15 protein-coding genes are annotated in these 18,677 nt (G+C 55.6%); 7 read left to right on the top strand and 8 right to left on the bottom strand.

The annotated features are described in order from the left end of the window. Nucleotides 1-15: 15 nt before the first annotated feature. Together ttrS and ttrR are read left to right on the top strand one after the other, a co-directional pair. Entirely contained in the window at nucleotides 16-1,755 is a 1,740-nt protein-coding gene (gene ttrS / locus D9980_RS26540) for a tetrathionate respiration histidine kinase TtrS (protein ID WP_162304351.1), read from the top strand. Beyond that, a complete protein-coding gene (gene ttrR / locus D9980_RS26535; RefSeq protein ID WP_121606032.1) occupies nucleotides 1,730-2,344 on the top strand; it encodes a tetrathionate respiration response regulator TtrR in 615 nt (204 codons plus the stop codon). Before ttrS ends, ttrR begins: the two co-directional genes overlap by 26 nt. 56 nt (nucleotides 2,345-2,400) lie before the next feature. On the opposite strand, the gene secF is transcribed toward ttrR, so the two are convergent. The 5 genes from secF to queA form a co-directional block, all read right to left on the bottom strand. Continuing rightward, nucleotides 2,401-3,369, bottom strand: a complete 969-nt coding sequence (gene secF, locus D9980_RS26530; protein ID WP_024483920.1) for a protein translocase subunit SecF — start codon at nucleotides 3,367-3,369, stop codon at nucleotides 2,401-2,403. Between the two features lie 10 nt (nucleotides 3,370-3,379). Further along, nucleotides 3,380-5,227 (bottom strand): protein translocase subunit SecD, encoded by a 1,848-nt coding sequence (gene secD / locus D9980_RS26525; RefSeq protein WP_024483919.1) that lies wholly within the window; start codon nucleotides 5,225-5,227, stop codon nucleotides 3,380-3,382. A gap of 25 nt (nucleotides 5,228-5,252) precedes the next feature. Then, nucleotides 5,253-5,585 carry a preprotein translocase subunit YajC gene (yajC, locus tag D9980_RS26520; RefSeq protein WP_021180200.1) on the bottom strand — a complete coding sequence of 111 codons (333 nt, stop codon included), beginning with the start codon at nucleotides 5,583-5,585 and terminating at the stop codon, nucleotides 5,253-5,255. 33 nt (nucleotides 5,586-5,618) lie between these two features. Then, entirely contained in the window at nucleotides 5,619-6,743 is a 1,125-nt protein-coding gene (gene tgt, locus D9980_RS26515) for a tRNA guanosine(34) transglycosylase Tgt (RefSeq protein ID WP_021805505.1), read from the bottom strand. Between the two features lie 72 nt (nucleotides 6,744-6,815). Beyond that, nucleotides 6,816-7,886, bottom strand: a complete 1,071-nt coding sequence (gene queA / locus D9980_RS26510; protein WP_021805506.1) for a tRNA preQ1(34) S-adenosylmethionine ribosyltransferase-isomerase QueA — start codon at nucleotides 7,884-7,886, stop codon at nucleotides 6,816-6,818. A gap of 117 nt (nucleotides 7,887-8,003) precedes the next feature. Here queA and D9980_RS26505 point away from each other — a divergent pair, with 117 nt between their 5' ends. The 3 genes from D9980_RS26505 to ggt all read left to right on the top strand — a co-directional run bounded on the left by D9980_RS26505 (nucleotide 8,004) and on the right by ggt (nucleotide 11,409). Beyond that, nucleotides 8,004-8,585 carry an ACP phosphodiesterase gene (locus D9980_RS26505; RefSeq protein WP_121608916.1) on the top strand — a complete coding sequence of 194 codons (582 nt, stop codon included), beginning with the start codon at nucleotides 8,004-8,006 and terminating at the stop codon, nucleotides 8,583-8,585. A 230-nt stretch (nucleotides 8,586-8,815) separates the two neighbouring features. Further along, entirely contained in the window at nucleotides 8,816-9,418 is a 603-nt protein-coding gene (locus D9980_RS26500) for a peroxiredoxin C (protein ID WP_121608915.1), read from the top strand. 227 nt (nucleotides 9,419-9,645) lie between these two features. Further along, the gene (gene ggt / locus D9980_RS26495) at nucleotides 9,646-11,409 is read left to right on the top strand and encodes a gamma-glutamyltransferase (protein WP_121608914.1); all 1,764 of its coding nucleotides are present in this window, start codon (nucleotides 9,646-9,648) and stop codon (nucleotides 11,407-11,409) included. Nucleotides 11,410-11,492: 83 nt separating this feature from the next. Here the strand turns inward: ggt and malZ are convergent, their stop codons facing one another. Continuing rightward, on the bottom strand, nucleotides 11,493-13,316 hold the full coding sequence (gene malZ / locus D9980_RS26490; protein WP_121608913.1) for a maltodextrin glucosidase: 1,824 nt from the start codon (nucleotides 13,314-13,316) through the stop codon (nucleotides 11,493-11,495). A 238-nt stretch (nucleotides 13,317-13,554) separates the two neighbouring features. Here malZ and D9980_RS26485 point away from each other — a divergent pair, with 238 nt between their 5' ends. Together D9980_RS26485 and D9980_RS26480 are read left to right on the top strand one after the other, a co-directional pair. Then, entirely contained in the window at nucleotides 13,555-14,820 is a 1,266-nt protein-coding gene (locus D9980_RS26485) for a mechanosensitive ion channel family protein (protein ID WP_024483913.1), read from the top strand. A gap of 133 nt (nucleotides 14,821-14,953) precedes the next feature. Further along, nucleotides 14,954-15,229 carry a hypothetical protein gene (locus D9980_RS26480; protein ID WP_121608912.1) on the top strand — a complete coding sequence of 92 codons (276 nt, stop codon included), beginning with the start codon at nucleotides 14,954-14,956 and terminating at the stop codon, nucleotides 15,227-15,229. A 542-nt stretch (nucleotides 15,230-15,771) separates the two neighbouring features. Here the strand turns inward: D9980_RS26480 and proY are convergent. After that, nucleotides 15,772-17,169 carry a proline-specific permease ProY gene (gene proY, locus D9980_RS26475; protein WP_024528662.1) on the bottom strand — a complete coding sequence of 466 codons (1,398 nt, stop codon included), beginning with the start codon at nucleotides 17,167-17,169 and terminating at the stop codon, nucleotides 15,772-15,774. Between the two features lie 73 nt (nucleotides 17,170-17,242). Further along, the gene (gene brnQ / locus D9980_RS26470) at nucleotides 17,243-18,562 is read right to left on the bottom strand and encodes a branched-chain amino acid transport system II carrier protein (protein ID WP_121609097.1); all 1,320 of its coding nucleotides are present in this window, start codon (nucleotides 18,560-18,562) and stop codon (nucleotides 17,243-17,245) included. Nucleotides 18,563-18,677 lie beyond the last annotated feature (115 nt).

Raw genomic sequence — 18,677 nt, 5'->3', positions numbered from 1 at the left:
AAAAAAGCAGTACTGATGATCTTGCTATGCGGCTGGTTAAGCCCGGCCTGGGCGGGGCAATGGACCATCGCCGTGCTGGCATTACGCGGCGATACACATGCCCTGGCCCAATGGCAGCCGTTAATTAACCATCTCAATCGTCAGTTCCCAGACGAAAGCTTTCAACTGTTGCCGCTGAACCTGGCCGATATGGGGGAAGCCGTCAGCAACGGCCAGGTCGATTTTCTGCTCACCAACCCGGCGCAGTATATTCAGTTGGACAATAGTTACCCGTTACGCTGGTTGGTCTCCTTACGCTCCAGCCAAAATCAGCAGAACGCCTCAAACAACGTGATAGGCAGCGTGGTATTGGTACGCCGCGATAGCCCAGTGACCGAGGCTAATCAGCTCACTGGTAAAAAAGTGGGCGCGGTCTCCCCTGACGCGTTTGGCGGCTATCTGCTGGGCTATAAGGAGCTGCTGGCCGCCGGCATACATCCGGAAAAAGATCTGCAACTGCACTTCAGCGGTTATCCCGTGGACGCCCTGCTTTATCTGCTGCGCGATCGGGCGCTGGATGCGGCCATAGTGCCGGTTTGCCTGTTGGAAGAGATGGAGAAAGAGGGATTACTCAAAGCCGATGATTACCGTGCCCTGCTGGCCAAACCCAGCACACAGCCCTGCCTGACCAGCAGCGTGCTTTATCCCAACTGGTCGTTTGCCGCCTTGAACCACGTGCCCGATCCCCTGGTCGATGAACTGACCCGCCAGCTGTTGCAAGTGGATACCCCAGGTCTCCCCGCCTGGGGCGCTCCCGCCTCATCCCGCCAGGTAGATCAATTGCTGCGCGATCTGGATCGCCATCCTGCACAGCGTTCACTCTGGCAAGAGATACACAGTTGGGCATTGCAACATCTGCTCCTGCTTGGCACGATCGCCGGAGGCATGTTACTGCTTGGCGCTAACCATCTGTGGATCGGCCACCTGGTCCGCCTGCGTGGGCGCGAGCTAGAACAAATGCATCTGACGCTGCGGGCCAGAGAAGCAGCGCTAGCCCGGGCGCAACGCCTCAGCACCCTGGGTGAGATGGCTTCCGGTTTCGCTCACGAACTTAACCAGCCACTGGCGGCGATTCGTCACTACGCCGAAGGTTGCCGTATTCGCCTTGAGCGCAGCGATCCGCAGCACGAGCTGTTGCCAATCCTCGAACAGATCGGCCAACAGGCGCAGCGAGGGGCAGAAACCATCGTCAATCTGCGCCAATGGGTCAGTAAAACGCCACACCATGAAAGCACGCAATGGCTAACGCTGCGCCCCCTGGTGGAAAACGTCATCAAGCTGATGCGCATCGAACAGCATTACCCGCAGTGCCGGCTGGCCATCATCATCGCCCCGAAAAGCCAGTTGTATAGCCAGGCCACGCTGTTGGAGCAGGTGCTCACCAACTTGTTAAGCAACAGCCTGCAGGCCGGTTCCCAACAGATCACCCTGCGGCTGGAAACCGATGGCGATCGGCAGACGCTAATACTGGAAGACGATGGCGGCGGCCTCAGTGCCGAACAGTTAGCACAGCCGTTCGTGCCTTTTCGCAGCACTAAATCGGAAGGACTTGGCCTGGGGCTGGTGATCTGCCAGCGGCTGCTGAGAAGCCAGCAGGGGGAACTGACGCTGGAAAATTATTCGATATCGCCACAACGGCAGGGGCTACGCGTTACCCTGCTCTTCCCTGGGATCAAAAAGGAAACACACCATGGCGCTGATACATCTGGTCGATGACGATCTGGCAGTCACCGACGCCAGCCGCTTTTTACTCGAAGGGCTGGACTATCGGGTGAAGATCTGGAACGACAGCCAAAACTTTATCGAACAAGTCGACCCTTACCAATGCGGCGTCGTGATGCTGGATATTCGCATGCCAGGGATCGATGGGCAGCAAATCCATCAGCGGCTACGCGAGCGGGAAAGTACGCTGGCGGTGGTGATCGTAACCGGTCATGGCGATATCGCTATGGCGGTAGCAGAGATGAAATTGGGGGCGTTGGATTTCCTGCAAAAGCCGATTGCTACCGCACCGCTGATCGCCGCGTTGGAACGCGGGATCGCCCATTCTCAACGCCAAGTGGAGCGCTACCAGTTGCAGCAGCGTTTCAGTACGCTGACCTCACGCGAGCGTGATATCGCCAGCGGCGTTGCCGCCGGTATGACCAACAAGGCCATCGCCGATCGTTACTTCGTCGCCGTACGCACCGTAGAGGTACACCGTTCTAAAGTGATGGAGAAGATGCAGGCCACCAGCCTGGCGGAGTTGGTGAGCTCGCTGAACCTGCTGGCGGCACAGGAGCAAAAAAAATGCCGGTCAGCGTAAACTGACCGGCATCTGGTTCAGACGGTGCGTGGCTTATTCAGCCGCACACCAGGCAATCACGGCAGGATCGAAGGCTGATCGGCGCCCTCTTTCTCCACTTTCTGCTGCAGCATGTGTTCGCGTTTCATACCCAGTTTCAACGCCAGCGCAGAGGCGACGTAGATAGAGGATATGGTACCAATAGACACACCGATCAGCATGGTCAGTGAGAAGCCCTGCAGCATCGCGCCGCCGAAGATGTACAGCATCAGAACCACCATCAACGTAGTGGCGGAGGTCATGATGGTACGGCTCAGCGTCTGCGTCAGCGAGACGTTCATGATTTCATAAGGCGTACCGCGACGGATCTTGCGGAAGTTCTCACGAATACGGTCAGATACCACGATACTGTCGTTCAGCGAGTAACCGATCACCGACATCAAGGATGCCACGATGGTCAGGTCAATCTCGATATGGAACAACGACAGCACACCCATGGTGATGACCACGTCGTGCGCCAGGGCGATAACGGCCCCCGCGGCCAAACGCCATTCAAAACGGAAGCCCACGTAAATCAGGATACAGATCAACGCCACCAGCAGCGCCATGCCGCCGGTTTGTGCCAGTTCTGCCCCTACGCTCGGGCCAACGAATTCAATACGCTTGACGGACGCATTCTTATCGACTGATTCGTTGATCACGCCAATAACTTTGTTACCCAGTTCTTGGCCTGCAGTACCGACCGCCGGTGGCATACGCACCATCACGTCACGGCTGCTGCCAAAGTTCTGGATAATCGGGTCCTGGAACCCGGCTTTTTCCAACGTATCGCGCATCAGGTCCAGATTCGCGGGTTGTTCCAGAGTAATTTCAATCACCGTACCACCGGTGAAATCCAGACCCCAGTTAAACCCACGCACGGACATGGTGGCGATCGACGCTACCAACAGCACCAAAGAGATGCCGAAGGCCACGTAATCCCAGCGCATAAAGTCATAGACTTTACGGCCGTAGTTGAGTTGTTCAACAGTATAATCCTGTGCCACAACGCACTCCTCAGATAGACAGCTTGTTAATGCGCTTGCCGCCGTAAAGCAGGTTGACGATGGCACGGGTACCGACAATCGCGGTGAACATGGACGTCGCCACACCGATTGCGGTGGTAATTGCAAAGCCCTTGATCGAACCGGTACCGACTGCGTACAGAATGATCGCGGTGATCAACGTCGTGACGTTGGCATCAACGATACTGGAGAACGCGCCTTTATAGCCCTCATGGATCGCCTGCTGAATGGATCGTCCATTCTTCAGTTCCTCCTTGATACGTTCGTTTATCAGTACGTTGGCGTCAACCGCCACCGCCAGCGTCAGCACGATCCCGGCAATCCCCGGCATGGTTAGCGTCGCCCCTGGTAGCAGAGACATTACGCCAACGATCAGCACCAGGTTAGCCATCAGCGCGGTAGAAGCGATCAGACCAAACTTGCGATACCAGACCACCATAAAGACGATCGAAGCCACCAGGCCCCACAGGCAAGCTTCCAGGCCCTGGGTGATGTTCTGTTGCCCCAAGGTTGGACCAATGGTCCTCTCTTCCACGATCTGGATAGGCGCAATCAACGCACCGGCACGCAGCAGCAGCGACAGCTGACGTGCTTCGTTAGGGTTGCTGATACCGGTGATACGGAAGCTGTTACCCAGACGTGACTGAATGTTCGCCACGTTGATCACTTCTTCCTGCTTCACCAGCACGGAACGGCCGTTGGCATCTTTCTTGCCGCTGTCTTTATACTCCACAAACAGCGTTGCCATTGGCTTGCCAATGCTGTCTTTGGTGAAGTTGGACATAGCAGTACCACCAGCGCTGTCCAGCGAGATATTGACCTGCGGCTGGTTGTATTCATCGGTGCTGGAGGTGGAGTCTGTAATGTGGTCACCGGTCAGGATCACACGCTTGTACAGCACAACCGGTTGGCCTTCACGGGTGTATTTCACCTCGGAGTCACCCGGCACACGGCCATTGGCCGCAGCGGTCGCATCCGCGTTGGTATTTACCAGACGGAATTCCAGCGTAGCGGTCGCACCCAAAATTTCTTTGGCGCGCGCCGTATCCTGGATACCTGGCAACTCAACGACGATACGATCGGCACCCTGGCGCTGTACCAACGGTTCGGCAACGCCGAGCTGGTTGACACGATTACGCAGGATGGTGATGTTCTGCTGCACCGCATACTCACGTGCTTCGCTCAGGCGAGCGTCGGTCATCGTTGCTTTCAGGGTGTTGCTGCCGTTGGCAGAAAGCACCAGATCGCGCTGACGTGGCGTCATGTAGCTGATGGCCTGGTCGCGAGCGGCGTTGTCACGGAAGCGAACTTCCACGCCGTTGTTGTCCAACTTGCGGATCGCAGCGTAAGGAATGCCCTTTTCACGCAGCTCGCTGCGCAGGGTATCCATAGTTTGTTCTTGCAACTTGCTCAGCGCGGTGTCCATGTCGACTTCCATCAGGAAGTGCACACCACCACGTAAATCCAGACCCAGCTTCATCGGCTCGGCGTTGAGCATCGCCAGCCAGGCAGGCGTTGCCGGGGCGAGGTTCAATGCGACGACATATTTGTCACCCAGTTCAGCCATCAAGACTTCACGGGCGCGCAGCTGAACGTCAGGATCTTTAAAGCGAGCCAGGATGGCACCGTTTTCCAGCGCAATCGACTTGCTCGCAATATTGTCTTTTTCTAATACAGTACGGACTTGGTCCAGCGTAGTTTCACTGGCGGCGACTCCGCGCGCGCCAGTGATCTGTACGGCCGGATCCTCTCCGTAAATGTTGGGAAGCGCATATAGCAGTCCGACGAGGATCACTACGATCAGCATCAGATACTTCCACAGAGGATAACGGTTTAGCACGGCAGTTCCCTTAGGGAAAACAAAATTACAGGGCCTTCATAGTACCTTTCGGCAGAACGGCCGCCACGAAGTCACGCTTGATCATCACTTCCGTGGTGTCATTCAGCGCGATGGCAATAATACCGGTATCTGCCACTTTAGTGACACGGCCAATCAGGCCACCGGTGGTCAACACTTCATCACCCTTGCCGATGGAGTCCATCAGTTTTTTGTGCTCTTTAGCACGTTTCTGCTGTGGGCGCAGGATCATGAAATAGAAGATCAGACCAAACACCACCAGCATAATGATCAAAGAGTACGGGCTACCCTGAGACGGAGCCCCTGCTGCTGCCACTGCATCGGAAATGAAAAAGCTCATTAAAATTCCCTCATTAAATTTTCAATTATTAATTCAAGCGTTTAAAGGTGGTATCGGTTTGCCGATCCGACCATAAAAATCCGCCACAAACAGCTCTAATTTACCCTCTTCAATGGCCTGGCGTAAACCCGCCATCAAACGTTGGTAATAGCGCAAGTTATGGATGGTGTTCAATCGGGCACCGAGAATCTCGTTGCAGCGATCGAGATGATGCAAATAGGCACGACTATAATGGCGACAAGTATAGCAATCGCACTCACTGTCCAGCGTGGAAGTATCATCCTTGTGCTTGGCATTACGGATTTTTACCACACCGTCCGTCACGAACAAATGGCCGTTACGGGCATTACGCGTTGGCATCACACAGTCGAACATGTCGATGCCGCGACGCACGCCTTCAACCAGATCTTCCGGCTTGCCAACCCCCATCAGATAGCGTGGCTTATCTTCTGGAATCTGTGGGCAAACGTGTTCAAGAATGCGATGCATATCCTCTTTTGGCTCACCTACCGCCAAACCGCCCACAGCGTAACCATCAAAGCCGATCTCCACCAGCCCTTTTACCGATACATCACGTAAATCTTCGTAAACACCGCCTTGGATAATACCGAATAACGCATTGTTGTTATTCAGTTCATCAAAACGCTGGCGGCTGCGCTGCGCCCAACGCAGAGACATTTCCATCGAACGCTTGGCATAGTCCCAATCCGCCGGGTAAGGCGTACATTCGTCGAAAATCATCACGATGTCAGACCCCAGATCGTACTGGATCTCCATCGATTTTTCCGGGCTGAGGAACACTTTATCGCCGTTGATCGGGTTACGGAAATAAACGCCTTCCTCTTTAATCTTGCGCATTGCCCCCAGGCTGAACACCTGGAAACCACCGGAGTCGGTCAGGATCGGCCCGTGCCACTGCATAAAATCGTGCAGATCGCCGTGCAGCTTCATGATCTCCTGCCCTGGGCGCAGCCACAGGTGGAAGGTGTTACCCAACAGGATCTGCGCACCGGTATCTTTCACTTCTTCCGGCGTCATGCCTTTGACCGTGCCATAGGTGCCCACCGGCATAAAGGCCGGGGTTTCCACTACGCCACGCTCAAAGACCAGGCGGCCGCGACGAGCACGGCCATCGGTTGTCTGTAATTCGTACTTCACAAAACCTCCAGCGTCAGAGATACAGTCTGACGTGATTAAAACAGGGCCACGCAGTGTGCGTAACCCGGGAATTTATTCCCCGACGGATTCGCTTTCCGCCAGTGGATTACGGCTGATAAACATCGCATCGCCGTAGCTGAAGAAACGGTACTGCTCGGCCACTGCCTGATGATAGGCGTTCATGGTGTTTTTATAGCCAGCAAATGCCGAAACCAGCATGATCAGAGTGGATTCCGGCAGGTGGAAGTTGGTTACCAGCGCATCGATCACCTGATAGTGATATCCCGGATAGATAAAGATGCTGGTGTCGCCGAAGAAAGGCGCGATCAGCGCATCCTGGCAGGCATTGGCCGCGCTTTCCAGCGAACGTACCGAAGTGGTGCCCACGGCAACCACCCTTTTGCCCCGCGCCTTACAGGCTAATACCGCATCCACCACATCCTGCGGCACTTCGGCGTATTCCGCATGCATCACATGCTCTTCAATCGTTTCTACCCGCACTGGCTGGAAGGTGCCAGCGCCAACGTGCAAGGTGACAAACGCCATCTCAATGCCCTTGGCGCGCAGCGCAGCCAACAGCGGCTCATCAAAATGCAGGCCCGCCGTCGGGGCCGCTACGGCTCCCGGCTTTTCGCTGTAGACGGTCTGATACAGCTCGCGGTCGGCGTCTTCATCCGGGCGATCGATATACGGCGGCAGTGGCATATGGCCCACCGCGTTGAGGATGGTGAACACGTCACGATCGTCGTTAAAGCGCAGTTCAAACAGCGTGTCATGGCGTGCGACCATGGTGGCGGCAATGCTTTCGTCATCGCCCAGCAGCAGTTCGGTGCCCGGCTTGGGGGATTTGGAGGCACGTACATGGGCCAGCACCCGATGATCGTCCAACACCCGCTCGACCAACACTTCGATCTTGCCGCCGCTGACCTTGCGGCCAAACAGGCGCGCAGGGATCACGCGGGTATTGTTGAACACCAGCAGATCGCCCGCTTCCAGGTTATCCAGCAGATCGGTGAACACGCCGTGCGTCAGGCCTCCGCTTGGCCCGTCCAGCTGCAGCAAACGGCAACCGCTGCGCTCAGGCTGTGGATAGCGGGCAATCAAAGACTCGGGGAGCTCAAAAGAAAAATCGGCGACGCGCATGGGTATTCACTTCTTCAGCTAGCTAATTGGGAAAAAACAGGCGGTACAGTCTAAAGCCGCGGGCGACAAGCAGCAAGGAATAAGGAGGAATTGCATGACTTGGGTTATAGTTGGCAGATGAATTTTCTCGCTCATCTCCATTTGGCCCAGCTTGCGGAAAGCTCGCTGCTTGGCAACCTGCTCGCCGATTTCGTGCGCGGCAACCCCGCGGGTGATTACGATCCGGCGGTAGTGGCTGGCATCATGATGCATCGGCGCGTCGATGTTTTGACCGATATCCAGCCGGAAGTCAAAGCCTGCCGCGACTATTTCAGCCCGCAATTTCGCCGCGTCGCCCCCATTACGCTCGACGTGGTCTGGGATCACTTTCTGGCTCGCCACTGGCAACAGCTTGAGCCAACCTGCAGCTTGCACTCCTTCACCCAGCAGGCTCGCAGCCTGATTGTGCCGCATCTGCCGCAGACGCCGCAGCGTTTCCAGAACCTGAACAGCTATCTTTGGCCCGAACGCTGGCTGGAGCGTTACGCCGAGCTGCCGTTTATCGGCGATGTATTGGCAGGCATGGCAAGCCGCCGCCCACGGCTGGCCGCACTGGCTGGCTCCTTTGCCGACGTGGAACGCCAGTATCATCAGCTTGAAACACAGTTCTGGCAGTTTTATCCCCGTATGATGGAACAGGCCAGAAACAAGTCATTGTGATCGCCGGATAAAAAGCCCTATTACTCATTCAGTTAACGGAATGTGGCTTTTTGTCCTTGCCCTTTTGTACGAAAAGGTTATTTTGAAAGACTGCTAGATTTATTCTCTCGGTTTGATAGGTGGAAGCTATCTCATTGATTGGTCTTTCACCCTTCCCTCACCGAGTGGTGGCCCTTATACTGGCCCCTGCTTTTACATCAACCCATTGAACTACTATTACAGGAGTAATTATGGTCCTGGTAACTCGTCAAGCCCCTGACTTCACCGCTGCAGCCGTTTTAGGCAATGGCGAAATCGTAGAAAACTTCAACCTGAAGAAGCACCTGAATGGCAAACCAGCCGTACTGTTCTTCTGGCCGATGGACTTCACCTTCGTATGTCCTTCTGAGCTGATCGCTTTCGATCACCGCTATGAAGAGTTCCAGAAGCGCGGCGTTGAAGTTGTAGGCGTTTCCTTCGACTCAGAATTCGTCCATAACGCATGGCGTAAAACCCCTGTCGACAAAGGCGGCATCGGTGAAGTGAAATACGCAATGGTTGCTGACGTTAAGCGCGAAATTCAGAAAGCTTACGGCATCGAGCACCCAGACGCGGGCGTTGCCCTGCGTGGTTCTTTCCTGATCGACAAGAACGGCGTTGTACGTTCTCAGATCGTGAACGACCTGCCAATCGGCCGTAACATCGACGAAATGATCCGTACCGTTGACGCGCTGCAATTCCACGAAGAGCACGGCGAAGTGTGCCCAGCTCAGTGGGAAAAAGGCAAAGCAGGTATGGGCGCATCTCCAGACGGCGTAGCTAAATACCTGTCTGAGAACGCTTCCAAGCTGTAATTTCAGCCTGTAAGTGTCAGAACCGGTCAGCCCTGCTGGCCGGTTTTTTTTATGCCCAAAATCGGTGCAACCGCCCCCCGCCAGTGCAATATTCCCCTGTTTCGCTTCACATTTTTCACTCTGCCCACCGCCATATCCTCTGTTCGTAGCTACGCTTCATAGGTTGGCCTGCGCTTTGCAGCACCTGCGGGACAAATAAAAACACAGGGATCAACACAGGAGTCGTTATGTTTTTGCAAAAGTGGAGTCAACCGCTGACCTTGGCAGCCTTGCTGGTCAGCAGCCAGCTGTATGCAGCCTCAAACCCGGCGGTGGAAGCGCAAAATGGCATGGTGGTCACCTCGCAGCATCTGGCCTCACAGGTCGGCGTAGATATTCTCAAGATAGGGGGCAACGCGGTGGATGCGGCGGTCGCGGTCGGCTATGCCCAAGCGGTGGTTAACCCCTGCTGTGGCAATATCGGCGGTGGCGGTTTCATGACCCTGCACCTGGCCGATGGCACCGATACCTTTATCAACTTCCGTGAAACCGCTCCGGCGGCAGCCAGTGCCGATATGTATTTGGATGCGCAAGGCAAGGTGAAAAAAGACGCCAGCCTATATGGTTATCTGGCCGCTGGCGTGCCGGGAACGGTGCTGGGAATGGAGACCGCGCGTAAAAAGTACGGCAAGCTGAGCCGCGAGCAGGTGATGGAACCGGCCATCAGGCTGGCCCGTGAGGGCTTTATCCTGACGCGAGCCGATACCGATATTCTCGACACCACCGTCGCACGCTTCAAGCAAGACCCGGAATCGGCCAAAATCTTCCTGCGTAAAGACGGTTCTGCGCTACAACCGGGCGATCGCCTGGTGCAAACCGACTTGGCTAACACACTGGAAGCCATCGCCAAAGAAGGTCCCTCCGCATTCTATCAGGGCAAAATCCCGCAGGCGGTTGAAGCCGCCGCCAAACAGGGGGGAGGCATTCTCACCGCCGCCGATTTCGCCAACTACAAAGTGACCGAGGCTACGCCGATCACCTGTAGCTATCGCGGTTATAAATTCGTCTCTGCGCCACCACCTAGCTCCGGTGGCGTCACGCTGTGCGAGATCCTCAATATCGTTGAGGGCTACGATCTGAAAAGCATGGGCTTTAACTCGGCTGCGACGATCCACACCATGACCGAGGCGATGCGCCATGCCTATATGGACCGCAATACCTATCTCGGCGACCCCGAGTTTATCAAGAATCCGATCGATCGGCTGGTGAGCAAAAGCTACGCCGATGAGATCCGTAAGAAAATCGTCGCCAATCAGGCTACGCCTTCTGTCAATGTACAACCGGGGATGGAGCCGCACGAAAAGCCGGAAACCACCCATTATTCGATCGTCGATCATGAAGGGAATGCGGTGTCGACCACCTATACCGTCAATGGCCGTTTCGGTGCCGTGGTGATCGCACCGGGCACAGGCTTCTTCCTCAACGATGAAATGGATGATTTTACCGTCAAGGTCGGTGAGAAGAACCTCTATGGCCTGGTGCAGGGAACGGCCAACGCCATCGCCCCCGGTAAGCGCCCACTATCCTCCATGAGCCCTACGCTGGTGACCAAAGACAACAAGATCTTTATGGTGCTCGGCTCGCCAGGCGGTTCACGCATCATTACCATCACGCTGCAAACCGCGCTGAACGTGATCGATCATGGCATGGCCCCGCAGGAAGCAGTGGATGCCCCGAGGATCCATCATCAATGGTTGCCGGATGAGGTCTATTACGAACAGCGCGGCGTCTCTGCCGATACGCTGAGAATCCTCAAGGAGATGGGCTACAAGATGGTTGAGCAAACCCCTTGGGGCGCTGCGGAACTGATTCTGGTGGGATTACCGGGTGCAGCGGGTGTCAGCCCGGCCAACTCGGGTAACGACTCTGCCGTTTCTGGACGCGTACGTGAAGGCTACCTGTACGGAGCCAACGACGTACGCCGCCCGGCAGGATCTGCTGTAGGGTATTAACGAGACTGCTGACAAACGTCACCGACTCACACTGTAGGGGCGCAGCATGCGGCGCCCCTACCTATTCAGCAATATTGCCGGCATCACCCACGTAACCGCCACACGCTGGCCGACTCGGCCGCTAGCTGCAACCGCAGGCCACCTTCCTGTGCAACCAGTTCGCCTTCCCCTTCCACAAGCTGCCATTTCCCCTCTCGCAACAGCGGGTTATAAGGCAGTTCAACCTCTCCACTACCGCTGCGCTGCAACGCCACCAGTACCTGCTCCCGCTGGTAAGTACGCACAAACACCAGCGTTTCCCCCTGCGCATACAGCACCTGGCAGCCGCCACGGCGTAGCGCCTTGCTCTGCTTACGCAGTTCCGTCAGGCGGCTGAACAAGGCCAACAGTGGCCGATCCCATTGGCTTTCGTCCCAAGGGAACGTCTTGCGGCAGAAGGGATCGTTGCCGCCATCCAGACCAATCTCATCACCGTAATACAGGCAAGGTACGCCAATCCACGCCAGCAGCCACACCGCCGCCATCTGCATCCGGCGCGGATTGTTATCCAGCAAGGTCAAGAAACGCGCCGTGTCATGGCTATCCAACTGATTGAACTGGATCAGTTGGCGGTTATGGGGCAATCCGGCCCGGTAACCGTCCATCCAGTGCGCACAGTCTGCCGCATCCAGCAGCACCGAGTGATAAGCCACATCGACACCGGCCAGAAACGCCCGCACCGGCAGGGCAAAACCCATATAGTTCATTGCCGCGTCTTCAACTCCGGCATGCAGCCAGCGGCGCGCGTCGCCAAAATGTTCGCCCAGCACATAGGCATCTGGGTTCTCTTGCTTGATTGCCTGATACATTCCGGCCAGGTGATGCAGGTTCCCCGCTGCACCGCCGTTTTCCCCCAGCATATGCACCACGTCCAACCGCCAGCCGTCGATGCTGTACGGTGGGCGTAACCAATGGCGTACCACGCTGTTGTCCGCCCGATAAATAGTATCGACCACCTGCGGTTCGGCAAAGTTGAGCTTGGGCAGATTGGTATTGCCCTTCCAGCTCAGCACGTTACCGTCCGGGTAGAAGTTGAACCAGCCGCGATAAGGCGAATCGGGATGATGGCACGCGCCACCCTCTGCCTGTTGATAACGATCGAACCACGGATGGGAGTCGCCGGTATGGTTAAATACGCCGTCCAGCACCAGTTTCATCCCCACCTTGTGAGTGCTCACTCGCAAACGGAGCAAGGCGTCGTTACCGCCAAAGTAGGGATCGACCTGATAGTAATCTTCGGTATCGTACTTATGGACGCTGGGTGAGGTGAAAATCGGGTTTAGATACAGGGCGGTGACGCCAAGCCGCTGCAAGTAGGGCAGCTTCTCGCTGATGCCATCCAGATCGCCACCATAGAAAGTCGAAGCAGCGTGCTCATCCTCAAGCGGATGTTGCCAGTCACGACGTATCACATCACTTCCGGCTGCATGATGGTGATAACTGCCATTCTGGATGCCATGTTCCCCACCGCTGCTGGCAAAGCGATCGGGGAAAATCTGATAAAATACCTGATCGGCCACCCAGCCAGGGCTGCTATCTGGCTCATCCACGGCAAACTGTGCCAGCTGCCCCGGCGGGGTCAGCGACCAGCCCTGCGGGCCAAACCACTGCTGACGATCGGCCCACAGCAGTTTAAAACAGTAGCGCCGTACCGGTTCCCCTTCGTGTAGCGTCAGGCTGGCCTGATAGCGCCACAGCCCCTCTGCTGCCTTCGGCTTCATGATCAGCAACCACTCTTCATTGTCCGGCTCGACGCGTAGAAAAACCTGTTCAGGCAACTCATCACTTTGTAACCACAAAGCGATTTCCAGACGCTGCCCCTTATTCACCACGAAAGGTGGAACCGGCTGATGCCAGGCATTTAGCATGAATTTTCTCCTGATGTAGCAAACCAAATCGACGACGAATGCAATGCCACGCACCATGCCACGTTGAGCACCGTTCTCCCTCCTCTTTCAATGATAAACTCGGGGATGAGCCGAGGGGTGGAGATGCTGATTTACAATGTAAAAGTGGGTAAACAGACACATATCATGCCCGATAACCTTTAGGCTAACGGGTTTTAGATTTATTGGATGTTTTTTAAGTACTTTGGAGGGAGCGAGCATGCAACAACAAATAAGGCAATGGCTGGAAAGTATTGGGCTGGAATTCACCGACATGATGTCACTGGCAATGGTGCTTGGGCTGATTGCACTGATTTCCGTGGTGATCCATCTGGTGCTGCACCGCGTGGTGCTGACGGCTATCCAGCGCCGTGGCCAGCATTCACAACGTCTCTGGCAGCAGGCTATCACCCAACATAAACTCTTCCAGCGTGCCGCCCTACTGCTGCAAGGGGTGATCATCAACGTGCAGGCGGTACTGTGGCTGCATAATGGCAGCCAGACTCAGGCAATTATCGTTACGGCGGCACAGGTGTGGATCCTGTTATTCTCCCTGCTGACGTTGTTCTCACTGCTCGACACGCTGTTGACTCTGATGCGCCAAAGCCCGCTTGCCAATCAGCTCCCGCTGCGTGGCATCTTCCAGGGGGTGAAACTGGTCGCCGCCATTTTCATCGGCATCATGATCATCTCACTGCTGATGGGCCGTTCACCGCTGCTGTTACTCAGCGGTTTGGGTGCCATGACGGCCGTCTTGATGTTGGTGTTTAAAGATCCCATTCTCGGCCTGGTCGCCGGGATCCAGCTTTCCGCCAACGATATGTTGAAAATCGGCGACTGGCTAGAGATGCCTAAATACGGTGCCGACGGCGCGGTCACCGATATCGGCCTGACCACGGTCAAGGTCAGAAACTGGGACAACACCGTCACCACCATTCCCACCTACGCGCTGATCTCAGATTCGTTCAAGAACTGGCGTTCAATGTCTGAATCCGGTGGCCGCCGCATCAAGCGCAGCATCAATATCGACACCACCAGCGTCCACTTCCTGACGTCAGAGGAGCAAGAACGCCTCAACCGCAACCCACTGTTGCAACGCTATCTGAACGATAAAACCCAGGAGCTGGGTAAGTACAATCAGCAAAGCGAGGTGGATCTCAGTTCGCCGCTCAACGGCCGCCGCCTGACTAACGTGGGTACTTTGCGCGCCTATCTGGTGGCTTATTTACGTTCGCACCCGGGGATCCACCAGAATATGACGCTGATGGTGCGCCAATTGGCCCCAACGCCGGAAGGGTTACCGCTGGAGATTTACGCCTTTACCAACACCACGGTGTGGGCAGAGTACGAAGGAATTCAATCGGATATCTTCGATCATCTGCTGGCGGTGATCGGTGAATTCGATCTGCGCATCCATCAGACTCCAAGCAGCAACGACATGCGCAGCATGCTGGCAAACCTGCAGCCCGCGCCCAACAATCCCTAACGTAACCTGACGAAATTATTTCTGTTGGTAATTATCTTCAACCGATTGCCAACAGATATCTCCTCTGACTTTCTTTCTGCCGCCGAATGGCTATTAATACGCACACGCCATTTTATCGTTCGGAGCAGGCATCTTGTTAACATCGTCAAAACACCGTCTGATCACCCTGTTGGCCACGCTGATGTTTGCTGGCTATCTGCACAGCGCCACGCTGGATGAAAGCCAGATGAGCCGCACATTGCAACCGGCACTCAGCGCCTTGAGCAGCAGTATGATGGATATTCGTGAAGTGCTGGCACGCTGCTCTAGAGAAGGGAAGGAAGAACGGTTATGCGAAAGCAACCTGGTGATGGAGGCTAGAGCCGCCGGTGATGGCGATACGGAAGAGGAAAACACACTAATACGGTAGTGAGGAGCGCTGGCTTCAATATTACGCCCCTCACCCTAGCCCTCTCCCACAGGGAGAGGGGACCGATCGAGTGGGCCTGAAAATACGGTGATGCACCTTGGATGAGAAGACTCGCTGATTTTTCTGCGTAATGCCTTTACTCCCCACTTTCCGAAGCCGCACGAACCAACCAAGTGCTCCGGACAGCCCCCTCTCCCTGTGGGCTGTCTCTTATACACATCTCAAGTTGCGGTCAAATGGCCGTAATTTGAGAAACATAGCAGGCTGATTTTAAAGAGAATTTTTCCGAGTGCCCTATTGATTTGCTTGAAATAATTCCCATAAAAAACAGTAAGATGCCGAGTTGTGTATAAGAGACAGCCCTGTGGGAGAGGGGACCGATCGAGTGGGCCTGAAAATACGGTGGTGCACCTTGGATGAGAAGACTCGCTGATTTTTCTGCGTAATGCCTTTACTCCCCACTTTCCGAAGCAGCACGAACCAACCAAGTGCTCCGGACAGCTCCCTCTCCCTGTGGGAGAGGGTTGGGGTGAGGGGCAATCTTACTGTGTCAATACGGCTCGCTTTTTCTGGCGGTTCACCTTGATGTAGTAGCCCAGCAGCAGCACCGCGACCCACACCAGTCCGGCATACAGGGAAATACGCGTCGTTGGGAAGTAACCGATCAGGCCAATGATAAACACCAGGAAGATGATGGCAACCACCGAGGTGAATACCCCACCGCGCAGTGGGAACGCCAACTTGCTGACCTGGTCTTTGCTCAAGCTACGGCGGAAAGCGATCTGCGAGAACAGGATCATGATCCACACCCACACGGTGGCAAAGGTCGCCAGTGAGGCAATCACCAGGAACACGCTTTCCGGCATGATGTAGTTGAGATACACAGCGATCAGCATGGCCGCCATCATCACTACCACAGTCACCCACGGAATACCGCGTTTGGAGATTTTGCTGAACACCTGCGGGGCATGCCCCTGCTCCGCCAAGCCATGCATCATACGGCCAACGCCGAACACGTCGCTGTTAATCGCCGACAGTGACGCGGTGATCACCACGAAGTTAAGGATACCCGCCGCAATGGTGATCCCCATATGCTGGAAGGTCAGCACAAACGGGCTTCCGTTGGTCCCCACCTGGTTCCACGGATAGATGGACATGATGACGAACAGCGTCCCGACGTAGAACACCAGGATACGCCAAGGCACCGAGTTGATGGCCTTGGGGATCGACACTTTAGGATCTTTCGCTTCACCGGCGGTAATACCAATGATTTCAATACCACCGTAGGCAAACATCACCAGCTGTAGCGACAGGATCATGCCGATAAAACCGTTACTGAAGAAGCCGCCGTTGACCCACAGGTTGTGTATCCCGGTCGGTTGTCCCCCGTTGCCGATGCCCCAGACGATGATGCCGATACCGGCGACGATCATGATGATAATGGTCGCCACCTTGAAGAACGAGAACCAGAACTCCAGTTCACCGAACACCTTCACGCTCATCAGGTTGATGGCACCGATAATCAGCACCACGCTCAACACCCAGATCCAATGCGGCACTTCCGGGAACCAGACGCCCATGTAGATGCCAAAGGCCGTCACGTCGGCAATGGCAACGATCAGGATCTCAAAGCAATAAGTCCAACCGGTAATGTAACCCGCCATCGGGCCGAGATAATCCTGGGCATAGCGCGAGAACGAGCTGGCCTGCGGGTTATTCACCGACATTTCGCCCAGTGCGCGCATGATGATAAAGGCAATAATACCGCCGATCAGGTAAGCCAGCAGGACGCTGGGGCCAGCCATTCTGATGGCCTCTGCGGAGCCGTAAAACAGACCGGTACCAATGGCCGAACCCAGGGCCATAAAACGAATGTGGCGCGTGCTGAGGCCACGTTTGAGCTTATTGGCTGGAGCTGCGGTGGGTGACTGTTGTTGCATGAAAATGACCCGTCTTAATTTAAACGTAAAAAAGCCACGGACAAGTCCGTGGCCTAAAATTCAGACCGTAGGTTTAAGGGTGAGCAGTCACTTGGCTGCGTGCAAAAACCCGATCATAAATCGCGACCAGTACCAGCATCAGCAGCGAAGGTGGCAACCATGCCAGCCCCTGCGCCGCCAGCGGCAGGTGATTGGTCCATTCTGGCATCAAATGCTGGAAGTTGGACGCTTTCACCGCATCAAGGATACCAAACAACAGGCTGACTAACATCACCGGCGCAACAATACGTGATGCACTGCTCCACCAACGCAGGGTGAAACTCAGCAGCACCAGCACGATGCAAGGCGGATAGATCGCGGTCAGCACCGGGATCGAAATCTGGATCAGGTGGCTCAGGCCAAGGTTGGACACCACCATTGAGAACAGGCCGAGAATGAATACCAGCGTTTTGTAAGAGAAAGGCAGGTACTGCTCGAAGAACTCCGCACAGGCACAGGTCAGGCCCACCGCGGTCACCATACAGGCGATGAAGATCAGCGCCGCCAGGAAGAAGCTGCCCAGGCCGCCGAAGGTATTTTGCACGTAGGCATGCAGCACTACCGCGCCATTAGTAGCATCCGGCGTCAGCACACCGCTGCCGGAGCCCAGCTTGAACAGGCTCAGATAGACCAGCGTCAGGCCCACACCGGCGATCAGACCCGCCAGAATGGTATAGCGGGTCAGCAGACCAGCGTCCTTCACCCCACGAGAACGTGCGGCGTTAACGATCACGATACCGAACACCATGGCGCCCAGCGTATCCATCGTCAGATAGCCATTAACAAAACCGGAAGAGAACGGCACGGTTTGGTAGGCATCCACCGCCGGGATCGGTGTCCCTGCAGGCCACAACACTGCGGCAATACCCAGCACGGCCAACGCCACAATCTTCAGCGGAGCCAGAATATGGCCCACGGTGTCAAGCAAGCGGCCCGGATAGAGCGAGATGCCAATCACCAATGCAAAATAGACCAGGCTATAGATAAACAGCGGCATGGCTCCGTCACCGGTCAACGGGGCAATACCCACTTCAAAGGAAACGGTCGCGGTACGCGGGGTGGCAAACAGCGGGCCAACGGCCAAGTAGCACACCGTTGCCAGCAGCAGACCGGCGCTACGGCCAATCGGTGAGCTTAATGCATCAACGCCGCCACCAACGCGAGCCAGGGCAATCACGGTTAGAACCGGTAGACCCACAGCGGTGATCAGGAAACCAATCGCCGCAGTCCAGACGTGTTCGCCAGACTGCAAACCCACCATCGGCGGGAAGATGATGTTCCCGGCTCCGACGAATAAGGCAAAGGTCATAAAACCCAAAGCCAGAATATCTTTTGACGCTAAACGATGACTCATAATCTGTTGTGCTGCCTGTTGAAATAAAAAATTGCCGATAAGCATGGTGGCAAAAGTGCCCCACTTCGGTTCGGTTGCCGGCCTGCTCTCTCATCGTGATCCCCATAGGCAACAG

Origin of the sequence: Serratia sp. 3ACOL1, from assembly GCF_003668775.1 — a bacterium.
In the GTDB taxonomy this organism is placed as follows: domain Bacteria; phylum Pseudomonadota; class Gammaproteobacteria; order Enterobacterales; family Enterobacteriaceae; genus Chania; species Chania fonticola.
The sequence above is the reverse complement of the archived record's forward strand: the minus strand, read 5'-3'. Positions and strand labels throughout refer to the sequence as shown.